Source organism: Rhizobium gallicum bv. gallicum R602sp (assembly GCF_000816845.1).
GTDB classification, from domain to species: Bacteria; Pseudomonadota; Alphaproteobacteria; order Rhizobiales; family Rhizobiaceae; genus Rhizobium; species Rhizobium gallicum.
In genome coordinates this window covers 1,194,136-1,214,968 of the sequence record NZ_CP006877.1, presented here as the reverse complement: position 1 = coordinate 1,214,968, position 20,833 = coordinate 1,194,136, and the positions used below count along the sequence as shown (strand labels likewise).

Annotated in this window: 20 protein-coding genes and 2 pseudogenes; 9 read left to right on the top strand and 13 right to left on the bottom strand. The window is 61.1% G+C overall.

Annotated features, from left to right (window positions below; all coding sequences use genetic code 11):
* Positions 1 to 3: 3 nt before the first annotated feature.
* Complete coding sequence (locus RGR602_RS05955) at positions 4 to 687, bottom strand: glycoside hydrolase family 19 protein (protein WP_039844352.1); 684 nt, start codon at positions 685 to 687, stop codon at positions 4 to 6.
* A gap of 129 nt (positions 688 to 816) precedes the next feature.
* On the opposite strand from RGR602_RS05955, the gene RGR602_RS39175 reads away from it, so the two are divergent.
* Complete coding sequence (locus RGR602_RS39175) at positions 817 to 948, top strand: hypothetical protein (protein ID WP_257788097.1); 132 nt, start codon at positions 817 to 819, stop codon at positions 946 to 948.
* Between the two features lie 139 nt (positions 949 to 1,087).
* On the opposite strand, the pseudogene RGR602_RS38110 reads toward RGR602_RS39175, so the two are convergent.
* Positions 1,088 to 1,292: pseudogene (locus RGR602_RS38110) on the bottom strand (hypothetical protein); the annotation flags it as partial.
* Positions 1,293 to 1,766 (bottom strand): YcgN family cysteine cluster protein, encoded by a 474-nt coding sequence (locus RGR602_RS05945; RefSeq protein ID WP_039846681.1) that lies wholly within the window; start codon positions 1,764 to 1,766, stop codon positions 1,293 to 1,295.
* Between the two features lie 187 nt (positions 1,767 to 1,953).
* On the opposite strand from RGR602_RS05945, the gene RGR602_RS05940 reads away from it, so the two are divergent.
* From RGR602_RS05940 to RGR602_RS05930, 3 genes are all read left to right on the top strand, one after another.
* Positions 1,954 to 4,092, top strand: a complete 2,139-nt coding sequence (locus RGR602_RS05940; protein ID WP_039844350.1) for a transglycosylase domain-containing protein — start codon at positions 1,954 to 1,956, stop codon at positions 4,090 to 4,092.
* 438 nt (positions 4,093 to 4,530) lie between these two features.
* Positions 4,531 to 5,118: a DUF1214 domain-containing protein gene (locus RGR602_RS05935; RefSeq protein WP_039844349.1), complete on the top strand. Its 588-nt coding sequence runs from the start codon at positions 4,531 to 4,533 to the stop codon at positions 5,116 to 5,118.
* On the top strand, positions 5,111 to 5,662 hold the full coding sequence (locus RGR602_RS05930; protein WP_039844348.1) for a DUF1254 domain-containing protein: 552 nt from the start codon (positions 5,111 to 5,113) through the stop codon (positions 5,660 to 5,662). Before RGR602_RS05935 ends, RGR602_RS05930 begins: the two co-directional genes overlap by 8 nt.
* A gap of 9 nt (positions 5,663 to 5,671) precedes the next feature.
* On the opposite strand, the gene RGR602_RS05925 is transcribed toward RGR602_RS05930, so the two are convergent.
* Positions 5,672 to 5,851 carry a hypothetical protein gene (locus RGR602_RS05925; RefSeq protein WP_039844347.1) on the bottom strand — a complete coding sequence of 60 codons (180 nt, stop codon included), beginning with the start codon at positions 5,849 to 5,851 and terminating at the stop codon, positions 5,672 to 5,674.
* A gap of 522 nt (positions 5,852 to 6,373) precedes the next feature.
* On the opposite strand from RGR602_RS05925, the pseudogene RGR602_RS05920 reads away from it, so the two are divergent.
* Positions 6,374 to 6,580: pseudogene (locus RGR602_RS05920) on the top strand (hypothetical protein).
* A 229-nt stretch (positions 6,581 to 6,809) separates the two neighbouring features.
* A complete protein-coding gene (locus tag RGR602_RS05915) occupies positions 6,810 to 7,838 on the top strand; it encodes a DUF2336 domain-containing protein (RefSeq protein ID WP_039844346.1) in 1,029 nt (342 codons plus the stop codon).
* 5 nt (positions 7,839 to 7,843) lie between these two features.
* Here the strand turns inward: RGR602_RS05915 and RGR602_RS05910 are convergent, their stop codons facing one another.
* From RGR602_RS05910 to RGR602_RS05900, 3 genes are all read right to left on the bottom strand, one after another.
* Entirely contained in the window at positions 7,844 to 8,200 is a 357-nt protein-coding gene (locus tag RGR602_RS05910; RefSeq protein ID WP_039844345.1) for a DUF1491 family protein, read from the bottom strand.
* A 37-nt stretch (positions 8,201 to 8,237) separates the two neighbouring features.
* Positions 8,238 to 9,674 carry a methyl-accepting chemotaxis protein gene (locus tag RGR602_RS05905; protein WP_039844344.1) on the bottom strand — a complete coding sequence of 479 codons (1,437 nt, stop codon included), beginning with the start codon at positions 9,672 to 9,674 and terminating at the stop codon, positions 8,238 to 8,240.
* 118 nt (positions 9,675 to 9,792) lie between these two features.
* Complete coding sequence (locus RGR602_RS05900; RefSeq protein WP_039844343.1) at positions 9,793 to 10,365, bottom strand: TetR/AcrR family transcriptional regulator; 573 nt, start codon at positions 10,363 to 10,365, stop codon at positions 9,793 to 9,795.
* Positions 10,366 to 10,764: 399 nt separating this feature from the next.
* Between RGR602_RS05900 and RGR602_RS34815 the strand changes: the two genes are divergently transcribed.
* Positions 10,765 to 11,346 (top strand): TetR/AcrR family transcriptional regulator, encoded by a 582-nt coding sequence (locus RGR602_RS34815; protein WP_052451493.1) that lies wholly within the window; start codon positions 10,765 to 10,767, stop codon positions 11,344 to 11,346.
* 84 nt (positions 11,347 to 11,430) lie between these two features.
* Here RGR602_RS34815 and RGR602_RS05890 read toward each other — a convergent pair whose 3' ends face one another.
* The 3 genes from RGR602_RS05890 to RGR602_RS05880 all read right to left on the bottom strand — a co-directional run bounded on the left by RGR602_RS05890 (position 11,431) and on the right by RGR602_RS05880 (position 14,725).
* Complete coding sequence (locus tag RGR602_RS05890) at positions 11,431 to 12,528, bottom strand: porin (RefSeq protein ID WP_039844342.1); 1,098 nt, start codon at positions 12,526 to 12,528, stop codon at positions 11,431 to 11,433.
* Between the two features lie 375 nt (positions 12,529 to 12,903).
* The gene (locus RGR602_RS05885; RefSeq protein WP_039844341.1) at positions 12,904 to 13,671 is read right to left on the bottom strand and encodes a TetR/AcrR family transcriptional regulator C-terminal domain-containing protein; all 768 of its coding nucleotides are present in this window, start codon (positions 13,669 to 13,671) and stop codon (positions 12,904 to 12,906) included.
* Between the two features lie 415 nt (positions 13,672 to 14,086).
* Positions 14,087 to 14,725, bottom strand: coding sequence for a class I SAM-dependent methyltransferase (locus tag RGR602_RS05880; protein WP_039846678.1), 639 nt, complete (start codon positions 14,723 to 14,725; stop codon positions 14,087 to 14,089).
* A gap of 161 nt (positions 14,726 to 14,886) precedes the next feature.
* On the opposite strand from RGR602_RS05880, the gene RGR602_RS39170 reads away from it, so the two are divergent.
* Together RGR602_RS39170 and RGR602_RS05870 are read left to right on the top strand one after the other, a co-directional pair.
* Positions 14,887 to 16,227, top strand: coding sequence for an Ig-like domain-containing protein (locus tag RGR602_RS39170; protein ID WP_039844340.1), 1,341 nt, complete (start codon positions 14,887 to 14,889; stop codon positions 16,225 to 16,227).
* 238 nt (positions 16,228 to 16,465) lie between these two features.
* On the top strand, positions 16,466 to 17,428 hold the full coding sequence (locus tag RGR602_RS05870) for a phytanoyl-CoA dioxygenase family protein (RefSeq protein ID WP_039844339.1): 963 nt from the start codon (positions 16,466 to 16,468) through the stop codon (positions 17,426 to 17,428).
* Between the two features lie 85 nt (positions 17,429 to 17,513).
* Here RGR602_RS05870 and RGR602_RS38095 read toward each other — a convergent pair whose 3' ends face one another.
* The 3 genes from RGR602_RS38095 to RGR602_RS05855 form a co-directional block, all read right to left on the bottom strand.
* The gene (locus tag RGR602_RS38095) at positions 17,514 to 17,750 is read right to left on the bottom strand and encodes a hypothetical protein (protein ID WP_039846677.1); all 237 of its coding nucleotides are present in this window, start codon (positions 17,748 to 17,750) and stop codon (positions 17,514 to 17,516) included.
* 325 nt (positions 17,751 to 18,075) lie between these two features.
* On the bottom strand, positions 18,076 to 19,005 hold the full coding sequence (locus tag RGR602_RS05860; RefSeq protein WP_039844338.1) for a peptidoglycan-binding protein: 930 nt from the start codon (positions 19,003 to 19,005) through the stop codon (positions 18,076 to 18,078).
* Complete coding sequence (locus RGR602_RS05855; RefSeq protein ID WP_039844337.1) at positions 18,977 to 20,518, bottom strand: sensor histidine kinase; 1,542 nt, start codon at positions 20,516 to 20,518, stop codon at positions 18,977 to 18,979. The genes RGR602_RS05860 and RGR602_RS05855 overlap by 29 nt, the downstream gene beginning before the upstream one ends.
* Between the last annotated feature and the right edge of the window lie 315 nt (positions 20,519 to 20,833).

The following is a 20,833-nucleotide window of genomic DNA, read 5'->3' as shown; positions in this document are numbered from 1 at the left end:
TCTTCAACAAAGCCGCGCGATAGCACGCGCAAGCCACCCCTTCAACCGCTGCAGGATGCCCGGCGCCTCTTCGCGGCGCAGGGCGGCATGGAAGGTCCGGCCGTATTCGGCGAGCTTCTCCGCCCGGTCCGTGCCGTTGACGATGCGGCGTGCGTTCACCCAGTCTTCCTTTTCGGCGTTCAGGTGGTCGGCAAGCCTGTGCCCGGTGAAACTGCCAACCAGCATGCCTTCGATCAGGATCGTCACGGCGGCCGCCATCTCCATCGCACGGTCCGGCTCGGCGACGAGGTCGATGCCGATGATCGCACTCATCGCCTCGTAGTTGCGCTTGTGGGTGAGCTGAACCAGCCCGCGGCCCAGCCAGCACTTTCCGTCCTCGTCCGGCTTCCAGTATACGGTCTTCACCCAGGAAAGCTTGCCTGCCGCATAGGCGCCGTCGAGAATTTCGATCGCCCTTGCGTCGCTGCCGGCCAGGGTCTCACGCACTGGCTGCATCGTGAAGGCCGTCTCGTGGAAAGCCGTCGCCAGGATGTAGGCCAGCCACCGCCAGTCCGCCTGCGGCATGCGTTGCTCGAAGAAGTCGAGAATCGCCGTCATGCCCTCGACCTGCCCCTCGGAAAGGGCCCCTTTGAACAGGCTTTGCCGCACGGCGTCGAAGAAGAATGTCCGGTCGATGTGGATAACCATGAAATCTGACCTGGTCCTAATCGATTAAAATAATTTCAATCGTTTAAAGCGTTTAAGCCCCTGATTTACACCGCATTTGGCCTATGTCATGCGTTTCCTGTCGAAGCTCGCCGAAGGACAGGAGACCGAATGCAAACGCCCGCCAACAGCCAGCCCACCATTCCACAGCACCTCGTCGACCAGATGGAAAACGAGTGGCGCCAGATCCGCCCGGCGCGCGAAACGCAGCGCCCGGCGCCACAGCCGCCCAAGCAGCGATAAACCCAGAAAACTCAAAAGGCGAGACGGCGGATCCTTCAAATCCCCGTACCTTCGGCTCGCCGCCGCCGTCCAGGATCAGCGTCGTCAGCGCCAAGACGAGCCCACCCAGCCGGTCGGGCGAGCAGCCGTCCGAAACCCCGTCGACGCGCAGGGCAATGCCCTTGCCGCCGGCAGCCGTCACCAATTCCGTCGTCTCCTCGATCGCCTCCGGCCCTCCGTATTCGCCGCGCCGAGTTCCACGGCGATCCCGCCTCCGCAGCCGCGCGTGGTCCGGCAACGAGTGCCGCCTTCCCCTTGAGGTATTCCCGTCCTTCACGTTCGAAACATTCGCCGCCGCTTAGGATCTACCTCTTCGCCCGCTCGCCGTCGCCCACCCTCAGCGGCCAATCGACGATATAATCTTCCAGGTTGTCGGGATCGATCTCCGTCTCACTGATCGTCCGCCCGCGGGCGGAAATGCCGGCCTGGTGCACGGTTTCCGGGTCGCCGGAAACCAGCCGATGCCACCAGTAAAGATCGCGCCCCTCGTTCACCAGCCGGTAGCCACAGGTCGGCGGCAGCCAGGCGATTTCCTGCACGTTCGCCTTCGTCAGCTGCACGCAGTCCGGCACGAAATCCCGCCGCTTCTCGTAGTTCGAACAGCGGCAGCTTTGGCCGTCAAGGAGCTTGCAGGCAACGGAGGTGAAATAGACGTCGCCCGTATCCCACTCCTCCAGCTTGTTAAGGCAACAGAGCCCGCAGCCGTCGCAGAGGCTTTCCCATTCCTCGCTGTTCATTTCGTTCAGCGTTTTCCGCTTCCAGAAGGGTAGTTCGTTCATCATTCGTTTTCTTGCAACAGCGTCCGCAAATCCGCGTGAGACGCCTTCAATTCTCTTGTTATCGGCCGCCAAATCAATCAATTATTCAGCATGCTTCGTTTATCGAAGAGCGGCAATGCCGAAGGATGGCTGTGCTCTGACGCCTGGCTCGCCAGCCGTCAAGCGCGATCGGGCGGGAATCTAAAACGTGCAGGATCCGGACAATCCAGAAGAACCCCCGCGCAGGAGCCGGCACATCCTGCTGAAGATCGATTCATGGATCGATTCCACCCTCTGGAACGCCGGTTTCCGCTCCGCCGAGATCTGGGAAGACGTCACCATCTTTTTTCGCCGCTTCCGCGTGCGCGGCTGGAAGCGCTTAGTCTTCGAACTTAGCGGCGAAGCGTTGACGCTCGGCGCTGCCGGGTCGGTTCTGATGCTCCTCCTCGCCCAGCCTGCCTTCGAGGCTACCAAGGAAGATTGGCGCAATCGCGGCGATTTCGCCGTCACCTTCACCGACCGCTACGGCAATGTCATCGGCCACCGCGGCGTCATCCATCAGAATTCGGTGCCCATCGACGAATTGCCCGATTCGCTGATCAAGGCGGTGCTCGCCACCGAGGACCGCCGCTTCTTCGACCATTTCGGCATCGATTTCATCGGCCTGTTCCGCGCCATGAGCGAGAATGCCCGCGCCGGCGAAGTCGTCCAGGGCGGCTCGACGCTGACGCAGCAGCTTGCCAAGAATCTTTTCCTGTCCAACGAGCGCTCGATCGACCGCAAGATCACCGAAGCCTTTCTGGCGCTCTGGCTCGAAGCCAACCTGTCGAAAAAGGAGATCCTCTCCACCTATCTCGACCGCGCCTATATGGGCGGCGGCACCTTCGGTGCGGCGGCGGCCTCGCAGTTCTATTTCGGCAAGAACATCACCGATGTGAACCTCGCAGAATCGGCCATGCTTGCCGGCCTCTTCAAGGCACCGGCGAAATATGCGCCCCACGTCAATTTGCCGGCAGCGCGCGCCCGTGCCAACGAAGTGCTTACCAATATCGTCCAGAGCGGATTGATGACCGAGGGCCAGGTGATTGCCGCCCGCCGCAGTCCGGCGACGATCGTCGACCGCAACGAGCAGGAATCGCCCGATTTCTTCCTCGACTGGGCCTTCGAGGAGGTCCAGCGTCTTGCCGCGCGCTTCCACCAGCATTCACTGATCGTGCGCACCACGATCGACATGGGTATCCAGAAGGCGGCAGAAGATGCAGTCGAGACGTCGCTGCGCGAATATGGCGAGTCCTTTCATGCCAAGCAGGGCGCGATGGTGATGCTTGAAAACGGCGGCGCGGTGCGCGCCATGGTCGGAGGGCGGGACTACGGCGAGAGCCAGTTCAACCGCGCGACGCGGGCGCTGCGCCAGCCGGGCTCCTCCTTCAAGGTCTATACCTATGCAGTGGCGATGGAGAGCGGCATGACCCCGCAGACTACCATCGTCGATGCGCCGATCTATTGGGGCAACTGGAGCCCGCACAACTACGCGAACCGCTATGCCGGGCGCGTCACGCTCGAAACGGCGATCGCGCAATCGATCAACACGATCCCGGTGCGGCTTGCCAAGGACAAGCTTGGCATCCAGCCGATCCGCGCCATGGCCAAGGCGATGGGCATCGAATCGCCGGTGCGCGACGACGTGACAATCCCGATCGGAACGTCGGAAGTCACCGTTCTCGACCAGGCGACGGCTTATGCGGTGTTTCCGGCGGGCGGCTATCAATCACGTCGCCACGGCATCGCCCAGATCCTGGATTACGGCGGCGACGTGCTCTACGATTTCGACCGCGACGAGCCGCCGGCCAAGCGCGTACTGTCGGAAAAAGCCGATGCCTACATGAACCAGATGCTGACCCGCATCCCCTATTTCGGCACCGCCCGCAAGGCAGCGCTCGACAACGGCATCCTCACCGGCGGCAAGACCGGCACGACGCAGGCCTATCGCGACGCCTGGTTCGTCGGCTTCACCGGCAACTACACCTGCGCCGTCTGGTTCGGCAACGACGACTATACCTCGACGAACAACATGACCGGCGGCTCGCTTCCCGCCATGACCTTCAAGCGCGCCATGGATTACGCCCACCAGGGCATCGTCCTGCGTCCCATTCCCGGCGTCGAAAACCCGGCGCCGCCGGCCAAAGAAACCGCCAAGACCGCCGCTGCCAAACCCGAAGACAGCATTCCACAGCTCATCCGTCCCCGCATGCTCTCGGTGGGATCGACAAGGATCCTCAAAGACCTCGGGGAAAAGCTGAAATCCGCCCCGCCACTCGAAGCGCAGAAGGTGGCGAGCGCGGGGTAGGTTTCACGGCAAGACCGATGGGCGGCTGCGTGTTCACCCCCACGATCCTCATTCCCGCGCTCGTCGCAGGAGCCCAGCCACGGTGCGTCCGCGCGGCGAAGAGCCTCATAGACCATGCAGGCAACGCGAGATGTCGCCCAATTCGGATGTCGCACTTGCCGTCCACAATGTCAGCGATCCGCTCCGGTGACACTGCGACAGCGTCTGCCGATGCATCTCCGTCGAGCTGCACCGGCTTGAAGAACTCCTCTCGAAGTCTTTCGCCCGGATGCGGATTGGGCAGCAAATCGTCGCTCGTCTGTGGCATGGCAACTTCTCCTTCCTCCACACATCACCCCAATCCTCCACCGCGTATTCGCCCGCGCCCGCGCCCGCGCCATTCCACCCCGCCGGAATCAATGCTAACCCTTTCACCTGATTTGTTTCCAAGGGCATGCAGTGTTTCGATTCCCGCTTTTTATCGCGATCACGCTGATTGTCGCTTTCGGCGGCGGAATCGTGGTTTCGCTCTATGCGCTGGACGCGACGCAGGGGTTTGGCGCGATCAAGCTCGGCGCCTGGGAAGCCTTTCCCGAATTGCAGACGGCCGATGCCGATCCTTATGCGAAGTCCCACCGCGCCCGGGCCGGCAAGCTGCTTTATGGCAGCGCCGAGGGGCTGACTTTCACGGCGAGCGTCGACGACAGCGGGGAGCGGTTGAACGCGGCCTGCAGCTACCGCATCAGCGGCCAGACGCCGCCTGCCCGGCTGTGGACGCTGTTTACTTCGGACAACAGCGGCAATCCCGCCTCCATCCGTCCCGGGCTGCCGGCGGCGCTGAATTCCTGGACGATCCTGCGCCAGGCCGACAGCAGCTTCACTATCGACATTTCCGCCAATGCAAGGCCGGGCAACTGGCTGGCGCTTCCCGCCGCCGGCACGTTCCGGCTGGTCCTGACGCTGTTCGACACGCCGACTGCCGGAAGTTCGGGCGTCATCGATCTCGCTATGCCGAGGCTTACGAAGACCGGATGCGGCAATGCTTAGGCTGATATTCTCAATCCTGACCGGCCTCTTCGGCGCCGCGCTGCTGCATCTCGTCATCATTCTCGCGCTGCCGCACTACACCGGCAGGGACGCCCAGACGCGGGTTCTTGCTGAGGGCGATCAGAACCATTTCTATCTGCTCTCAGCACAAACCGACGACGCGGGGCTAGCAAACAGCGATCCTTTCTTGCGCACCGCCGTCTGCGCCTTCGATCTGGAAAACAACCCAGTCCGCTTCACGGCAAAAGGCAACGTGCCGTTCTGGTCGATCGCCGTCTATGACGGCGCCTCGAACGAAGTCTTCAGCATGAATGACAGAACGTCTGTGGGGGGAGCGCTGGATGTTCTCGTCGCAACGCCGATCCAGCTTACCGGTTTGCGCAAATCGCTGCCTGCGGAGCTGCAGCCGACTATTCTTGTCGAGATGAACCACCCGCAAGGCTATGCGGTGCTCAGAACGCTTGCCCCGCAGGCAAGCTTCGATGAGGCAGCCAGAAGCTTCCTCGCGGGCGCCGGCTGTGAGGCCTATGCACCCGCCGACTGAGGCTTGGCCTCACTCGTTCTCCGCGCGGTTCTCCACACGCGATGCGCGATGCGCCGGGCGCTTCGGCATCTCCGGGAGGCGCTCGTAGCGTACGCCCGTGAACAGCAGAATCTGAGCCGTGACCGGCTCCCTTTCCTTGCGGCGTGGCATCTGTTGCCGCCGGTCCGCCAATGCGACTACTATGGCCATTCTCGTCTCCATGCACTGCCCGAGACGGATGAACGTGAGCGGATTTCACCCTGCCCGCCTGCACGGGCCAGCGCGTCCTGCGGCGCCGGATATTCCGGACCGAGGGCATTCGCGCCTTTCTCACGGCACCTATTCGAAATACCGTGAAGCGGAATCTTGACGACCGAAGCACTCAATCGCGCCGTTCCTATCCGAATTGAGACACATGATAGTTAACAGTCTACTAATATTGCAGGCTCGCGGCGTCTGCACGACACCGGTTACTAAACGCGGTTACCAGCCGTTTGGTTTCAATCCGACGGGAGCAAAAATACGAATATAATTCGACAATTATTTCAACCACTTAAAATCACCACGTGGCGACGTCCCGAGAAAGGGCGACTGTTGCATATTTACGTCACAAAAGATATTTAATTGCGGCCGCCTCATTTGCGCATATCGTGTTTTTGCCAGTCGAGTTTCAGGGCAATGGCCGGTTGGGAGACCCATGTATGCTCTTGCCGCAAGAACGGAGGGCAGATGATGTCATTGATGTTGAACTCGTCATATTCTCCGGAAGACCTCGATGTGCTGAGATGCGTTATTGGACGCATGGTGCGCGGAAAGGCGATCGATATCAAAAGCGCCGACGCGCGATTTGCCGCCTCTGCCGCGCTCGATCTTTCCCAGGCAGGCCATACCGATAGCGAGAAGCTGCTGACGGCCACGCGTTCGCACAAAGGTCTTTGAACTGCATCCCGCAGATGCGTCCGGGAGCGCCTTGCCCGCTGCAAGGCGCTTTTTCATTGCGCTGGCGATCCTGAGATGCACGTTATGCGTGCATCATCATCTCGCATTTGATTAAAATCTTCAGCAACCGTTAACCGTGCCGGTGTAGGATTTGTTCATCTTCGCATGGGTTGATGTGCGTTCCGCCAGCGCATGAGGGCCCGAGTTCCGCGTTTCCCAGGGTGTTCGTGTGCGTGACCGGTTTCGAGACCTAGAGGGGCCCCTGGCCATCCGGAAAAAGGATGTGGTATTGATGGCGACAGTCAGCAGCTTTGAAGGATTGGCGCATCCCACCCGATCCGAGCTGCGCCAGTTCGCCGAACTGTTCATGCCGCTTTTTCAGGCCTCCTCCGACGAAGCTCGCCGCCAGGCGGTTGCCGCTCTTTCACAGTGCAAGACCATACCATCGGCCGTTGCCCTCTTCATCGGCAGCCAGCCGATCGCAATCGCTGCGCCATTCCTGACGGCTTCGCAGGCGGTCGACGACGATACGTTGATCGTCATCGCACGGTCGCAGGGAGCTGCCCACGCCCGGGCGATCGTCAGCCGCGACAGCCTTTCGCCCAAGGTCATCGATGCGCTTGTGGCGCTGCGTCACGCCGAGCCGCGCCAGACTGCGCCAGCCGCCGTTGCCGAAGAGCATGCGCTCCCGCCGACCGCTGCCTCGATGGAGGCGGCCGATTTCGTCGAGCGCCTTGCCCGCGAAGAGGCGATGCGCGAACGGATCAAGGGGCTAGCACGACATCTCGGACGTAATGACAGCAACCGCCTCGGCCTGCGCACGCTGTCCGACATCCAGGAGGCGCTGCTCGTCCGCTTTGCCCGCGCACGGGAGGCCGGGTCCTTCGCAACGGCGCTTGCCGACGCGCTTTCGGCCAGCCGCTGGCTTGCCGAGCGCATCATGCTCGATCTCTCCGGCCAGCAGCTCGCAACGACCCTGACCAGCCTCGGCATGGGCTTTCTCGACGCCGTTTTCGTGCTGGAGAGGCTGTATCCGCATCTTTCCGAGCCGCAGCACAACGTGACTCGCGCCTGGATGGTGCTGGATGCGCTCGATCCGGACGAATGCCATCAGCGGGTCGAAGCCTGGCGTCGCGCCGACAGCTATACCTATAAACCGGAAGACCAGGTGCGGGGGGAGCAATCCGCCGCTTCCGCCCCGCGCGCCGTGCGCCAGGAGCCGCCGGCACGCGATATCCGCATCGTCGGCCGCCGGTAAGAACTTCAAAGGGGGTTCTGCCGCTCGTCGGCCAGCGGCACGATCTCCGCGACGTCGTCGGCTTCGAGCTCGACGATCCAGAGATCCGGATCGAACTTCCGCTCGCGGTCGAGCAGTTCGCGCACCTTCTCGGCCTCCGCTTTCTCAAGCCTGATTTCAAAAAGACGCATGCCGCTCTCCTCCACATCGAAGACGCTTTGCGGGGCAGGCGCGTAGAGCGTTTCGAACCCGTCGCGGAAATGCTGGCGGATGAAGATGGCACCCGCCTCCTCCGCCCCCTTCTTCTCCACAGCGGCGAAATCGCCCCTGGCAAAAACGCGGCGCAGGAGGGCGGAAACGAAGATGTCGGTACGCAATCTCATCTGCGCGGTATAGACCGGCGGAGTGCGGGCGGCAACGCTAGACCTTTACCGCCAGCCTCAGCCCGCCCCAATGCCGCCCGCGGACGGTGATCGGGGCGGAGATGTCCTTCATCATCACGAAACTGCCGCCGCCCATGTCGCGGCGATAGGTCTGCACGAGGAAAGGTGCTGTGCTTTTTCCCGCGGCAAGGCCGACGCGGTCGTTGAAGATGCGCCGGTTGCGGCAGTTGGCGGTGTTCCACACCGTATCGCCCGGCCGCTGGGGTTCGGAGAATTTCCGGTTGTGCGTCGGCAGATAGCCGTTCTCATCGACCGCCGCGCAAAAGGCGATGCGCTCGTCGCAGGCGGCCACGGGCTCCTGGATCGGCGGCAGCAGGCGGTCGGTGAGTTCCGTGAAAGCCGCCATGAGCTGCACCGGATCGGTCCCCGGGATCGGGCGGTATTGCCGGTTGAACAACGCCTCGAAGCCGATGCGGCCCTCGGCGACGGCATGTTCGAAGACGTCGGAAATCGCGGAGGCCACACCTTGCGCCTTGGCGATCCAGAGGCTGTCTGTCGTTTGCACACCGGCGCTCGCTGTCAACTGCACCAGTTTCTCGGAAAGGCCGACGACGCTGTCGACGCGCTTTGCGGCCTGCTGGAGCTTCACGTTGGAATTCAGCACTTCGGCCGACATCTCGCCGAGCTTGGCGACGAAACCGGCGCATTGCTGGTCGACAGCCTCGGTGGTCCTTGCCATGACCGTGGAGCTGTCGAGGATCTGAGTGATCACATGCTCCATCTTGGTGAATGCGCCGCGCATCGCCTCGGACTTATCCTTGACGCCGGCAGCACTTTCGCGCGCACCGCTGCCTGCCGCCGAGAGACGGTCGATCCTGATGCGCAGCTCGTCCAGCGTTTCCTGGATGGAGCCAGTCGCCTTGGAGGTCTGCAGCGACAGCGCGCGGATTTCCGAGGCGACGACGGCAAAGCCCTTGCCCGCTTCGCCGGCGCGTGCCGCTTCGATTGCGGCGTTGAGCGCCAAAAGGTTCGTCTGCCGCGCGATGGTGCTGATCTCTGCGGCAACCTTGTCGACATCGGCAAGCGATTTGGAGAAGGTATTGATCTCGGCGCTGATCTCCTCGGAGGACTCCACCATATGGCCGATCTCTTCGACCGAGCCCGACAGGCGGCCGGCCGATTCCTTCAACATGTGCCGGGCCTCCGCTGCCGTCCGGTCCGTCTCGTTGAGCGACATGGCAACTGCCCGGTTCGTCTCGGCGATCGAAAGTGCTGTCCGCGTCACATCGTCGAATGCCGTCGCATGGCGCGCCGACATCGCCGCCATGTCCTGGATGGCGCCGGCGATATCGACGAGATCGATGCCGAGCGTGGACGCCTCTTCTGCGAGCCTGGAAAGGACATGGCGCAACGCCTCCGCGCTGTGCCCATCCGGCTCGTCGGCAACCTCCTCCACCGTCTTCAGCGCATACATGACCTCGGCTCCCCCAAGCAAACGAGGAAAGCTTCAGGTAATATGGTTAATAAGTTGCAAACGAAGGCGAGGGCTTAGACTTAGGTTGTAGGGCGCATACCCGAATCGGGGCAATTATCTAGTTCTTGCGCTGCGCATCCGACTTTCTGGTGGTTGCCAAAAGCTCAGACCTCAGCGTCTCTGGATCGGTGATCTTGATCTTATAAAGATGGGCGAGCCAGATGCCGTCGGCAGCCAGGCGCGCGATCTTCAAGTGCGTATCGCCATCCGTCTCATTGTGGCGCTGCGCCCGTTCCTCGACCCAGCTTGCCATGAGATCGCGCAGATACGGATCGGTCAGCGCCGAAATCGTCAGCGGCGCCCACTGGCCGCCCTTGGCGCAGAGATTGTTTTGGAAGACTGAGTTGATATAGGCGCGCGTAAACGCGCCATAGGGCTCGGGGTCCTTGGACATACGGGCATCGATATCGTCATCGATTGCTTCAAGGAGTTCCCCGAAGACGGCGTCGATCAGGTCCTTCTTGCTCGGAAAATGATGGATGAAGCCGCCCTTGGTCACCCCCGCTGCGTCGGATACGGCCTGAACGGTCACGGAGGCAAGCCCTTCCCGCACGGCAAGTTTTGCCGCTTCATCTATCAGGGTCCGCTTGACCAGCTCCGGCTGTTTCCTGCGCCTGTACGAACTTTCCATCGTCTGTCTCTTGCCCCCCAGGCACGCAATCAGGCACGCAATCAGAGCGTGCCGCGCGATGGCAATGTGTGTCGGACAAAATAACATCTGTATTGCCTCGGGCAAATTCTTTTGAGAAGCTTGAGATCGTAACGCAACGGTGACAATGCGTGAGCTGGGCGTGAGCTGGGCGTGAGCTGGGCGTGAGCTGGGCGTGAGCTGGGGGTGAGCTGGGGGTGAGCTGGGGGTGAGCTGGGGGTGAGGGCCGCGCGCCGGATGAGCGGGTCCAGACGGCCTGTACCCGCCAGGCCGGTTCATGTATCAGTCGAAGCCTGGGTGGAAAAAAATTTTAAGCGATGAGGGATCGTGAGTTCAAAAACTGGGGAAAATGTAAAGAGGCCGCGCGGGCGTCCTAAGAGCGTGGACACCGATCAGCGACGGGATGAGATAATCGGCGTGGGATGCGATGTCTTCATCGAATACGGATACGTCAATACGACGGTTGATGTGATAGCGGCCAGATGCGGCATTTCCAAAAGAACCTTCTACGAGTTCTTCAACGGAAAAGCTGACCTTCTGCGGGATATACTGAAATCGCGAAGCGATTCCATTTTCTTCGTACCGGAAATTGATGACCAGCTTCCGTTGGAGGAACAGCTCGCCAGAACCTTTTTCATCGATGAAGACGGTGCGGCGGACGCGGCCGGCATGAATGACTACTTCATGATAGAGGTCGGCTGGGAAGCGGCGGAACACGTCGCGGAATTGCGGGACGATTTCAGGCTCGCGCGTGCAAGGCTCTCCGAGTGGCTCAGGCAGATGAAGCAGAAGGGCCGGATAACGGTTGCTGACGCAGACGCTGCAGCCACCATGCTGATCGGCATCGTCTTCGGAAGCTTGAGCATCGGCCGCGCAGAAATGGATTTGGAAGAACGCGCGAAACGGACCCGAGCCTACCTTCGTTCGAGCCTTAGAATTTTCGCCAAGGGGTTGACCGCCTGAATTGAAGAAGAGCCCGGCTGGGATACCGGGCTCTTCCCTCGAAACTGATCAGAGGTCAATTCAGATCAGTTTTATCGCGTTTGATTAGAAGTCGCGCTGCAGGCGGAAGAAGCCTTCGACCCAGTCCTGATCCGCCGCGTTGTCGTGATCGTCCGAAACATAGGTTGCAGTGAGCTTTGTGGAAAGGTTCTCTACGACCTTGTAATCGAGCGTAACGCCAGCACGCAGCTCGCTACCGCTGTCCCAGCTGCCACTCGCGTCGGCATCGATGTTGTCGATGTACTGAACAGCAGGGGTGACCGTGAACTTGTCGGTTGCCTTGAGCGCGTACTGAGCGGCCACGGACCATTCGCCGGCGTCGTAGTAGCCGTTGAAGCCCTGATCGCCCAGACCGGTGGAATAGATGCCGGCAACCGAGAGCGTGCCCGGGCCAACGTCAACGCCGACCTTTGCGAGTACGGCGCCTTCCTGGGCGTCGGTGTCGTAAGCGCCGATAATCGCATAGGTGAAGCCGCCGACCTTACCGCCGATGGAACCGTCGATACCGAGGTTGTTGGCATTTCCGCCCTCTGTCTGAACCAGTTCTTCGAGAGCGATACCGGCATAGAAGTCGCCAGCGTCGTACTGATAGCGGATGGAGTTCTGCTTCGTCGAACCATCGAGGGTCGTCATGACGTCGGTTTCGCCCGAGAAGTCATCATCCCACCAGTTGGCGAACTTACCGACACGGAAGCCGGCGAGATCGATGTAAGCCTCGTCGATGCCAGTGCTGTCCTGAGAACTGCCGAACGTAGAAGATGCTCCAGCCGAACGAGCGTCGCTGTCAACTTCGTTCGGACGGAAATTGGATTCAAGAATGATCGCACTCGTCAGAACGCCGTATTCCGTATCGCTCTTAGCGATGACGTTGATGTGCGCACGCGTGCGGGCATCCCAGTCCTCAGAGCCGTTGTTTTTGAATGCGTCGCCAGCACCGAAGCCAACGTCGAAGCGGACGTAGCCGCCGATCTGGAGGCAGGTTTCGGTGCCCGGGATGTAGAAGTAGCCGGTGCCGTAAGCGTCGCAGACGCGGACGTACTCAACCGGTTCCGGTTCGGCAGCGACGATGGCGTCGGCGGCCTGAGCACCGGAAACTACTGCGAGGGCAGCAGCGGAGCCGAGAAGAAGGCTCTTAATGTTCATTTTTGTCTCCGTTCCAGAGGCCAACCCCAAGGTTGGCTCTTGCTAGCGCGATGGATGCGGTCCCCTGAAATTTCAGTCCGCCAGGAGTTGCCGAGGCGATTTGCTCCGGCAACGCAACCTTTAGAACAGGCGATGCGCCAGCCCGTCAATTATTTAATAAACGCCATCGTACCAAAAATATTCTAGAACCAGCGAACGTTGTATTTTTGCCACAAGGAGAGCTGCCAGAGCGACCGTTCCGCGGCCAAGATTGTGCTGCCCGGGCAAGCTAAAGAGGCTGCAGCGAGAGATTCCAACAAAGAAGGCCAAGCTCCACCGCCACGCAAAAATGGGGTGGTGAACGGCAGCCGGCAGTGCCGTATCCGGCTCTTCGTGTCAGGCGGCCTCTTTGCAGCGGCAACCTCTCACGAAGAGGTGGATGCACCCTTTGAGATAGCCAATAAGGCGCGATCTGTCCGGCAAGCCGCCACCTGCGGTCATGCAGGATGCCATTCCTCCAAACATCATCGAGATGAGCATCATCGCCGCGTGGTCCGGGTCTTCGATGTCAAGCACGCGCTTTGCATCCTGGAACGACAGCCAGTCAGCGAGCTGCGCTATTGCTCTTTGGCCGTTATAGTCCTGCGCCTCTCGCTGCAATGTCGGACCGGAGGGATAGAGCGCGCTGATGCATGCCATGATCTTACGCTCGGCTTCGACCGGATCGGCTTGATCAAGATGGAAGATCACCATCAGCACATCTTCAGGAACCCGCGTTTCATCCAGCGGACGAGGAAGCTGCAGGAGTCCGCGCGGAGGTGCCACGCGCGAAGTGCTCCACTGAAGAGCAAAGCCCGTGATGTATTTTCGTGCTCGTGAATTCAATGATCGGGTGATAGAGGCGAACCGGGAAATGTCGGAGTAGACAATCTCGAAAGTGAGGTCCTTCGACCCTCGAAGGAGCCGAAAAGTCTGATCGCCCCCTAAGTGAAATTCAGCCACGCTCGATTTGGCTATTGCCGGATAGAGCGACGAGAAATGGTCGAAAAGAACCTTGTAAAGCCGCGGGTTGTCCACGCTGCTCAGGGAGGCGATTGATTTATACATGGCGCGATCAGAAATATGTGTTTCGGATAGAGCGCTGCCGGAATCTTCGAACAACATTCGGGCTATCCCGGCAGGCAAAAATCTTTGAGCTGGCCGGCCATGGGCCGTCGGCCAACAGTATCAGACAGGAAAAAGATACCATACGGCTGGTATCTTTCAAGCGAAGTTGACCACGGTCTCAAAACGTACCTCTTCGCCAACCAGCGGCCGAGGACAAACAAAATTACATTTCGATATTGCCCTAACGAATTTCAAGGCCCAGCAGGTACATTGCCTTTGCAATTTTCTGCGGTGCGAAAAGCCGCTCCGCCACGGCAAATCGCCCCAGATTCCTTCAGGTTTCGAGGCTCCGTCACGTTGGCTTCACACGCACGAGAGAACGGGACGCGACAACTCGCCGCAATTTGCGCGCATCAATAATCTGATCGATGGGGCGGCGATGGAGAGCTGGCGTGCCGGGCGTTTCGGATCTTCAAGCAAACGACTCCGTGCCAGCGACCTTCTCTAACGTGCTGAACTGGAATTGCTGCACCGATCCCGATGGCGTTGTGTGCTCATGTCGACGCGTTGCGGCAAGCTTGAACCCGCTGCCGAGAACATCCTGCAGGCTTTGCGCATCGTAGCGGGCGACCGGCAAGCCGCTGCATTTTTCCGGTCCGTCGGGCGCAAAGGTACCGATCACGGCTTTGCCGCCGCTCTTGAGAGCCTGCCCCAGCACCCGAACATAGGCCTCTTGGTCGGCCGCCTCCGTCAGGAAGTGAAAGGCGGCGCGATCGTGCCAGAAATCATACTGGCGAGCAGGCGACCAGACGGTCATGTCCGATACGATCCACTCCACACGCGTCGCATCTGTCAGCCGCGACTTTGCCGTCTCGATGGCTGCGGCAGACACATCGAGGACGCTGATATGGGCCTGGCCGGACGCCACAAGAGCATCGACCAGCCGCGATGTCCCGCCGCCGATGTCGATCACCGACATGTCCGGCGTCAGCCCGGCTTGACGCAGCAGAACCATCGAGAGTTCCGGCGCATCCTCGTGCCAACTGACCTCGCTCTCCGCCTTGGTCTTGTAGACAGTCTGCCAATGCGCTTGCCGGTCACTTGTGGACATGCCCACTCCTTTTTGAGGAAGAAAGTTTACCAGATTTCGAGCGAGCATGCCGAAGGAACCGTCAATCCCATCGCCAAGCTTGATCGGCCCGCATCTCAGCCTATCTTGCCTCTCCGTGAAGATGTCTGCAGTGCCGTTTTTCTGCAACGGAGGAAAATACGATGCCCACTTTGAGCAATGGCAGTGAGCTTAGCGTATGGGAAGACATCAACAACGAGAGCCCTGATGCAATCCTTTTCAGCATAACGGAAACGGACGGCGACGTCCTCGGACCGGGGGCCGCGCATACAGATTATCCGTTCGGCTGGGTCGATCTTGCCTCGGTCGACGTGTTCGACGGCTTCTTTACCGTCACCACCTTCACCAATGACGGAAGGACCGAGATCTTCACGACGGTGGAAACTTTCGTCTTCGACAACGAAGGCCGCTATATCCGCACGCTCACCGACCAGGCTGCCTACCTTTCGACTGAGATTATCTCCATCACTGCCGAAAGCCCCGACGACCTGGTGGTGACATGGCAGGGCGCCAACGAATATTTCGGTGGCGAAAACACCCAGTACGGCCCGCATCAGATCATCCTGGAAGGCGGCGCGCTGCAGCCCGACACCTTCGTCAACCATGCGCCAACCGCCGCCGACATGAGCTTCACCCTTTCTCCGGGTCAATCGCTCGACGACATCAAGTTCAGCGCGTCGGATGCCGATTTCGACCTGTTGAGCTTCGTCATCGTGGACGGGCCGGACCACGGCACGCTGCAGCAGGAGACGCGATATGACGCAGGCTACTATCCGTTTCATCAGGGCCAATATGCGGGAAGCCTGCACTATCACCAAGACTACCTGAACGGTAACCTCTTCGACTATTCTCCGGCGGCCGGCTTCACCGGCACCAACAGTTTCACGGTTTATGCCACCGACGGCCAGGGCAACAGCAATCTTGCGACGATCACCATCATGATCGTGCCGCCGGCCGAAGAGATCACGCTCACCGATGCGAAAGATGTCGCCAGCTATGAGGCGTACGATCACCCCCTTCTCGTCGCCGCGATGGGCGGCAATGACCGGATCACCGGCAGCCGGTTCGACGATACCGTCGATGGCGGCGCTGGCAAGGACCGCCTGCGCGGCGGCGGCGGCGACGACACTCTCAACGGCGGAACCGGCCGCGACACACTCTCCGGCGGAGTGGGCGGCGACATCTTCGTCTTCGACACCGAGCCCGGCCGGGCCAATTGCGACAAAATCCTCGACTTCAGCTCCGCTGACGACGTCTTCCGGCTGGACAGCTCCGTGTTCGCCGGCGTTGTGGCGGGCGCGCTCGACCCTGGTGCCTTCGCGAAGGGCACAGCCGCGCTGGATGAGGACGACCACATCATCTACGACACATGCTCCGGCCGCCTGCTCTTCGATTCCGACGGGAGCGGCGATGCGGCCGCGGTGGCGTTTGCGGCCGTGAGCCGCGGCACATCGCTTGCCGCCGACGACTTCCATTTCTTCTAGGGGGTCCACCCTCCGGCTTTAGAACCGGTGCGCCCGTTTGTTGCCACATATATACGGGCGTAGCTTCGTTGCCCGCGGGGACTTAGTCTCCAAAATCTTTAACTTATTCAACGACTTATTAACCATATAGCAGGCTGCAATTCTCATGTTGCATTGCATCATGATCCAAAACCACATACCGTAGGCCCGGCGCCAGGGGAAAACGCCATGGGAAACCATGTTCGAATAAGGATATCAGATGCTTGATGCGCCAAAGTCTAAGCCGAAAGACCTCGAAGCCATTGCCCGCACAGGCGGGCCCCTTCGCCGCATGGCAGCGCGCGTACCGACCTATTTAACCGACCTCAAGGAAAATCCCGCTTGGCTGCCGATGTTCCTGCTGGCGCGCACGATGCCTTTCCGTCGCGCCCATTGGCTCACCGCCAGACCTATTCCGTCTTCGGCAACAGCACCGTCAATGTTTGGCGGGATCAAGGCGGAGAAAGCCGCTGCGGAACTGCGAAGAAATGGCATCTTCACCGGCCTCACTTTGCCGCCAGCCATCCATGAGGAAATCGCCCGTTTTGCACGCGAGACGCCGTGTTTCGGCAATTTCGAGCGCAAGGTCGAGTTTCTCGCCGGAGAGCACGCCGAAGCCGAACGCCGCTTCGAACGCACGATATTGAGCGGCCATCATTTCGAGCGGGTTCTGCAATGCAAGGCAGCGGTCGCGGTGCAGCAAGACCCGCTGCTCCTCAATATCGCGCGGCATTATCTCGGCGGCGAGGCGAAATTGATCACCACGCGGACATGGTGGAGTTTCCCGACGAAGTCTGCCTCGGAAGCCGATCTGAGTCGCGCCTCGTTCAAGTTCCACTTCGATCTCGACGACTGGCGGATGCTGAAATTCTTCTTCTATCTGTCCGACGTCGATGCGGATGCCGGTCCGCATGTCTATGTTCAAGGCAGCCACAACCGCCGCCGGATGAAGCACCAGTTGACGCTGCTTGTCGGACATTCGGCCGAGGATGTGCTGGGCTTCTACGGCAAGGAGAGCGCAGTCACGCTGACAGGAAAGGCGGGCACCGGCTTTGTCGAAGATCCCTTCGGCTTCCATATGGGAACGCTCGCCAAGCATACGCCGCGCCTGATGATGGAAGTCGGATTTGGCGTATCGAAGCCGTCAAAGCGCCGGTATCACGGCGAGCCGGTGATCAGATAGCCGTCCCCGGATTTACGAGGCCGGCCCGGCTGGGCCGGCTTCGGTGATTGGGTGTTTTCTTGGCAGAGCGGCCCGCAGTTGCGGTTCAGACCTCCGGGCAACCGTCCCGCAATTTGCGCCATGTCGTGACGTTCAACTCCATCTCGCAGCGTGCGAGATACGACGCCCCGCCCACCGTGATGCAGGCAGTCTGGCCAAGCTCGTACTTCGTGCCATCCCGATTGCGGCATGTACAGCGCGAATCCGGGTGGGCCGCAGCGACGCTCGCTGCGGCCACGGCCAACGATAGCGTTGCAATCCATTTGGCGTGCCGGCGTTCCATCGACTGAGCATAGCGCAAATGTTCGCAGTTGGCACGAAGCAAGGTGGCCTCCCACCGCGCCGATCACTTGCCGCAAGTTTTCCTCCCGGCTCAGCCTTGCCGTTCAAGCTCTCCCAGCGAAGGGAGCTGCTGGCAGAGCGCCGCGATTGCCCGGGATCGGTCAGTGTCTTGCGCCATGCGCGTGACAACGCCGGATCGCTCGTCGAGCCAGGACGCAGAACGACGTCGTGGCCGTGCTGACAGCGCCTCAAACGACGCCAGGAACCAGAGCCGTCGCAGTGAAGATGCACATTGGACGAGCTTTTTTGCCAGCGCTCACCCAGCCTTAAATCGCACCGATTTCCTTCAACTTCTTCAGTACCGCCTCGTTGGGCTCGCCGGTTTCGGGCAGGTTGTAGTGCTTTTGGAAGCGGCGGATGGCGGTGCGGGTTTGTTCGCCGGCGACACCGTCGACGCCGACATTGGCGTAGGCCATGTTGGAAAGGCCCTTCTGGATTTTCAGCACCAGATCGACATTGGTGAGCTCGGATGATGGGACCTGCTTCGGGCCGGCGGGCGCGGTCTTGATCTGCCGTTCGGCGCTGCGGATGGCGGCAGCGACCGGATCCTCGGCCGAGGCTTTCGAGGTCACATCCTCGCGCGGCTTCTCGGCGGGAACGGCCGAGGGGCCGATGGAATCGGTCTTGAGGGCGGCAAGCACATCCGGCGTCGCATCGCCGCTCGGCGGCATGTCGACGGTTTCCTCGAAGAAGAGGATCGCGGCGCTGGTGCGCGGGCCGATGATACCGTCGGCCGTGCCGTTATAGAGGCCTCGGCGGATGAGCTCCTTCTGGATGTCCATGACCAGCTGACTGGGCTCTTGGCCGGGTGCTGCAGCCGGCGGCGTCGCATTGGTGGTCGAGGCAGCGCCCTCCTCGCCCGGACGTTCGATCTTGAAGGTCGTGACGTCGCCTGGGTGCGGCTCTTCCACGGACGGTCGGCCGATCGAGAAGGGCGCTAGCACATCGCGGGTGCGAAAGAAGGGATGCGGATGCGTACCCGGCTGATACCAAAGTGCATTGGCGGCGACGAAGCTGAAGATGACGACAAAGGCAGTGGTCCCGCCTGCGACCGACGGATTGCGCGCAATGACGCCGCCGAGCGCGGATGCGCCCGTCATGCCCACGCCGCCGAGGGCGGCAGCCCCTGTGAAAAGCAGGCTCGGCTGCTGCCGGCCTCTCCTTCCCTTAGGCGATTTTCGCTTGCGCGCGGCCATCGAAAAGCCCCTCTTCCAGTCCGGCGACGTTCGTCGCCGCAATTTTCAGGCGCGGCGGGAAATCGACCGCCCCGTCCTTTTGCGCATGCACGGCACCGGCTCCGGAACCGTCCGCCGCGATCGAAATGGTGATGATCGTGCCTTCGCCGGGAACGCTGGCAATCGCGAAGTGGCCGCCATGCAGTGCCACGAGGCCCTTCACCAGCGATAGGCCGAGGCCCGTGCCCTCGTAATGACGCGTATAATCGTTCTGAACCTGCATGAAGGGCTGGCCGAGCGATTCGAGCCTGTCGGCGGGAATGCCGATGCCGGTGTCGCTGACGCTGATCTGCAGGATGCCGTCCCGCACCGCCGCATCAACGGTGACGGCGCCGCCGGCATCGGTGAACTTCACGGCGTTGCCGACGAGATTGATGAGGATCTGCTGGATGGCGCGCTGGTCGGCGACAACCTCGTCGAGGCCACGCTGGATGCGGCTCGTCAGCGTTACACCCTTGCCCTTGGCCTGCAGCGCAAGCATCGCCTCGCAAGAGCGGACCGAGGCGCCGATATCGAACGGTTCGAGCAGCAGCTCATAGCGGCCGGCCTCGATCTTGCTCATGTCGAGCATGGTGTTGACGACGGAGAGCAGGTGCGCGCCGGACTCGCGGACCAGGGTGACGTATTCGCGCTGGCGCTCATTGTCGAACTTGCCGAAATATTCACCGAGCAAGATATCCGAGAAGCCGAGGATGGCGTTCAGCGGCGTGCGCAGCTCATGGCTGACGGCGGCCAGGAAGCGCGACTTGGCATCGTTGGCGGATTCGGCATCGTCCGCCCGGCTTTGGGCTTCCATGCGCAGCCGCTGTTCGACCGAGACGTCGCGGAGCTGGGCGACGACGGCCAGGAGCTCGCCGTCCTCGTCGCGCCGCGCCGTCATGTCCATTCTGAGATGGGCGAACTGGCGAAGATCAAGGGAAACGCCGGGGCGGTCGAGGCGAAGGTCGACGCTGGCGCACTCCTCGCCCTGGCGCAGCCGGTCGAGCGCCTGCAGGACGAAGATGCGGTCGGAGACATGCACCTGTTCGATGAAGCCCCTGCCCTTCGGATCGCGCATCCAGGCGAGGAACTCGCGGCAGTCGCGGCCACCGGCGGTGGTGACGTTGCCTTGCGGATCGAGGAAGAGAACGAGGCCGGCGCTGTTTTCCAGGAAGAAGTCTTCCGCGGGCGCCGCGGCGACACCCGACACTGCAGCGCTCTGGCGGGCAAGCGCGATGCTGCCCACGGCTGAAAAGAGGAAGGCAGCGCAGACGGTCGCGACACCTGCAGGCAGTGCCACGGCCGGGCTGGTGACGAAGGAGAGGCCGACAGGCGCAGCGATCAAGGCCGCGGAAGAGAGGAAGACGAGGCGGCGAAGGATCGCAAGCTCTCGCTCGGCAACGGCTTCGCCGCTTCCCGTGCGGGAAAGCCAGCCTGCCGCTGCCCGATCCACGAGGGCCGCCGCCCGTCCGCCAATGTCACTCAATACGCGCACGCAATACCCGCCGAAAAGGCTCTTTACACAGTGCGGACAATAGGCCCCGGCGGCTTAAGGAAAGGATAAGGCAAAGCGGCCCTCCACAGCCCAAAAGCTGGAAAAATCCCATTTTGAGCCATCCGCAGGGCCCTTTGGTTTTTGTGGTTAATATGGGGTAAGCGATGGATTTCGCTCGCATTTCGGCTTTGCGTTAACCTTTGCGGCACGCTGCCCGTAGGGAATCCCTGCATTTCCAGGCAGCGCTTTGCGCTATGCTTAACCCCGATGGCTACAATTTGACTGAAATGCGCTCAGAATGCCTTTATTTAAAAT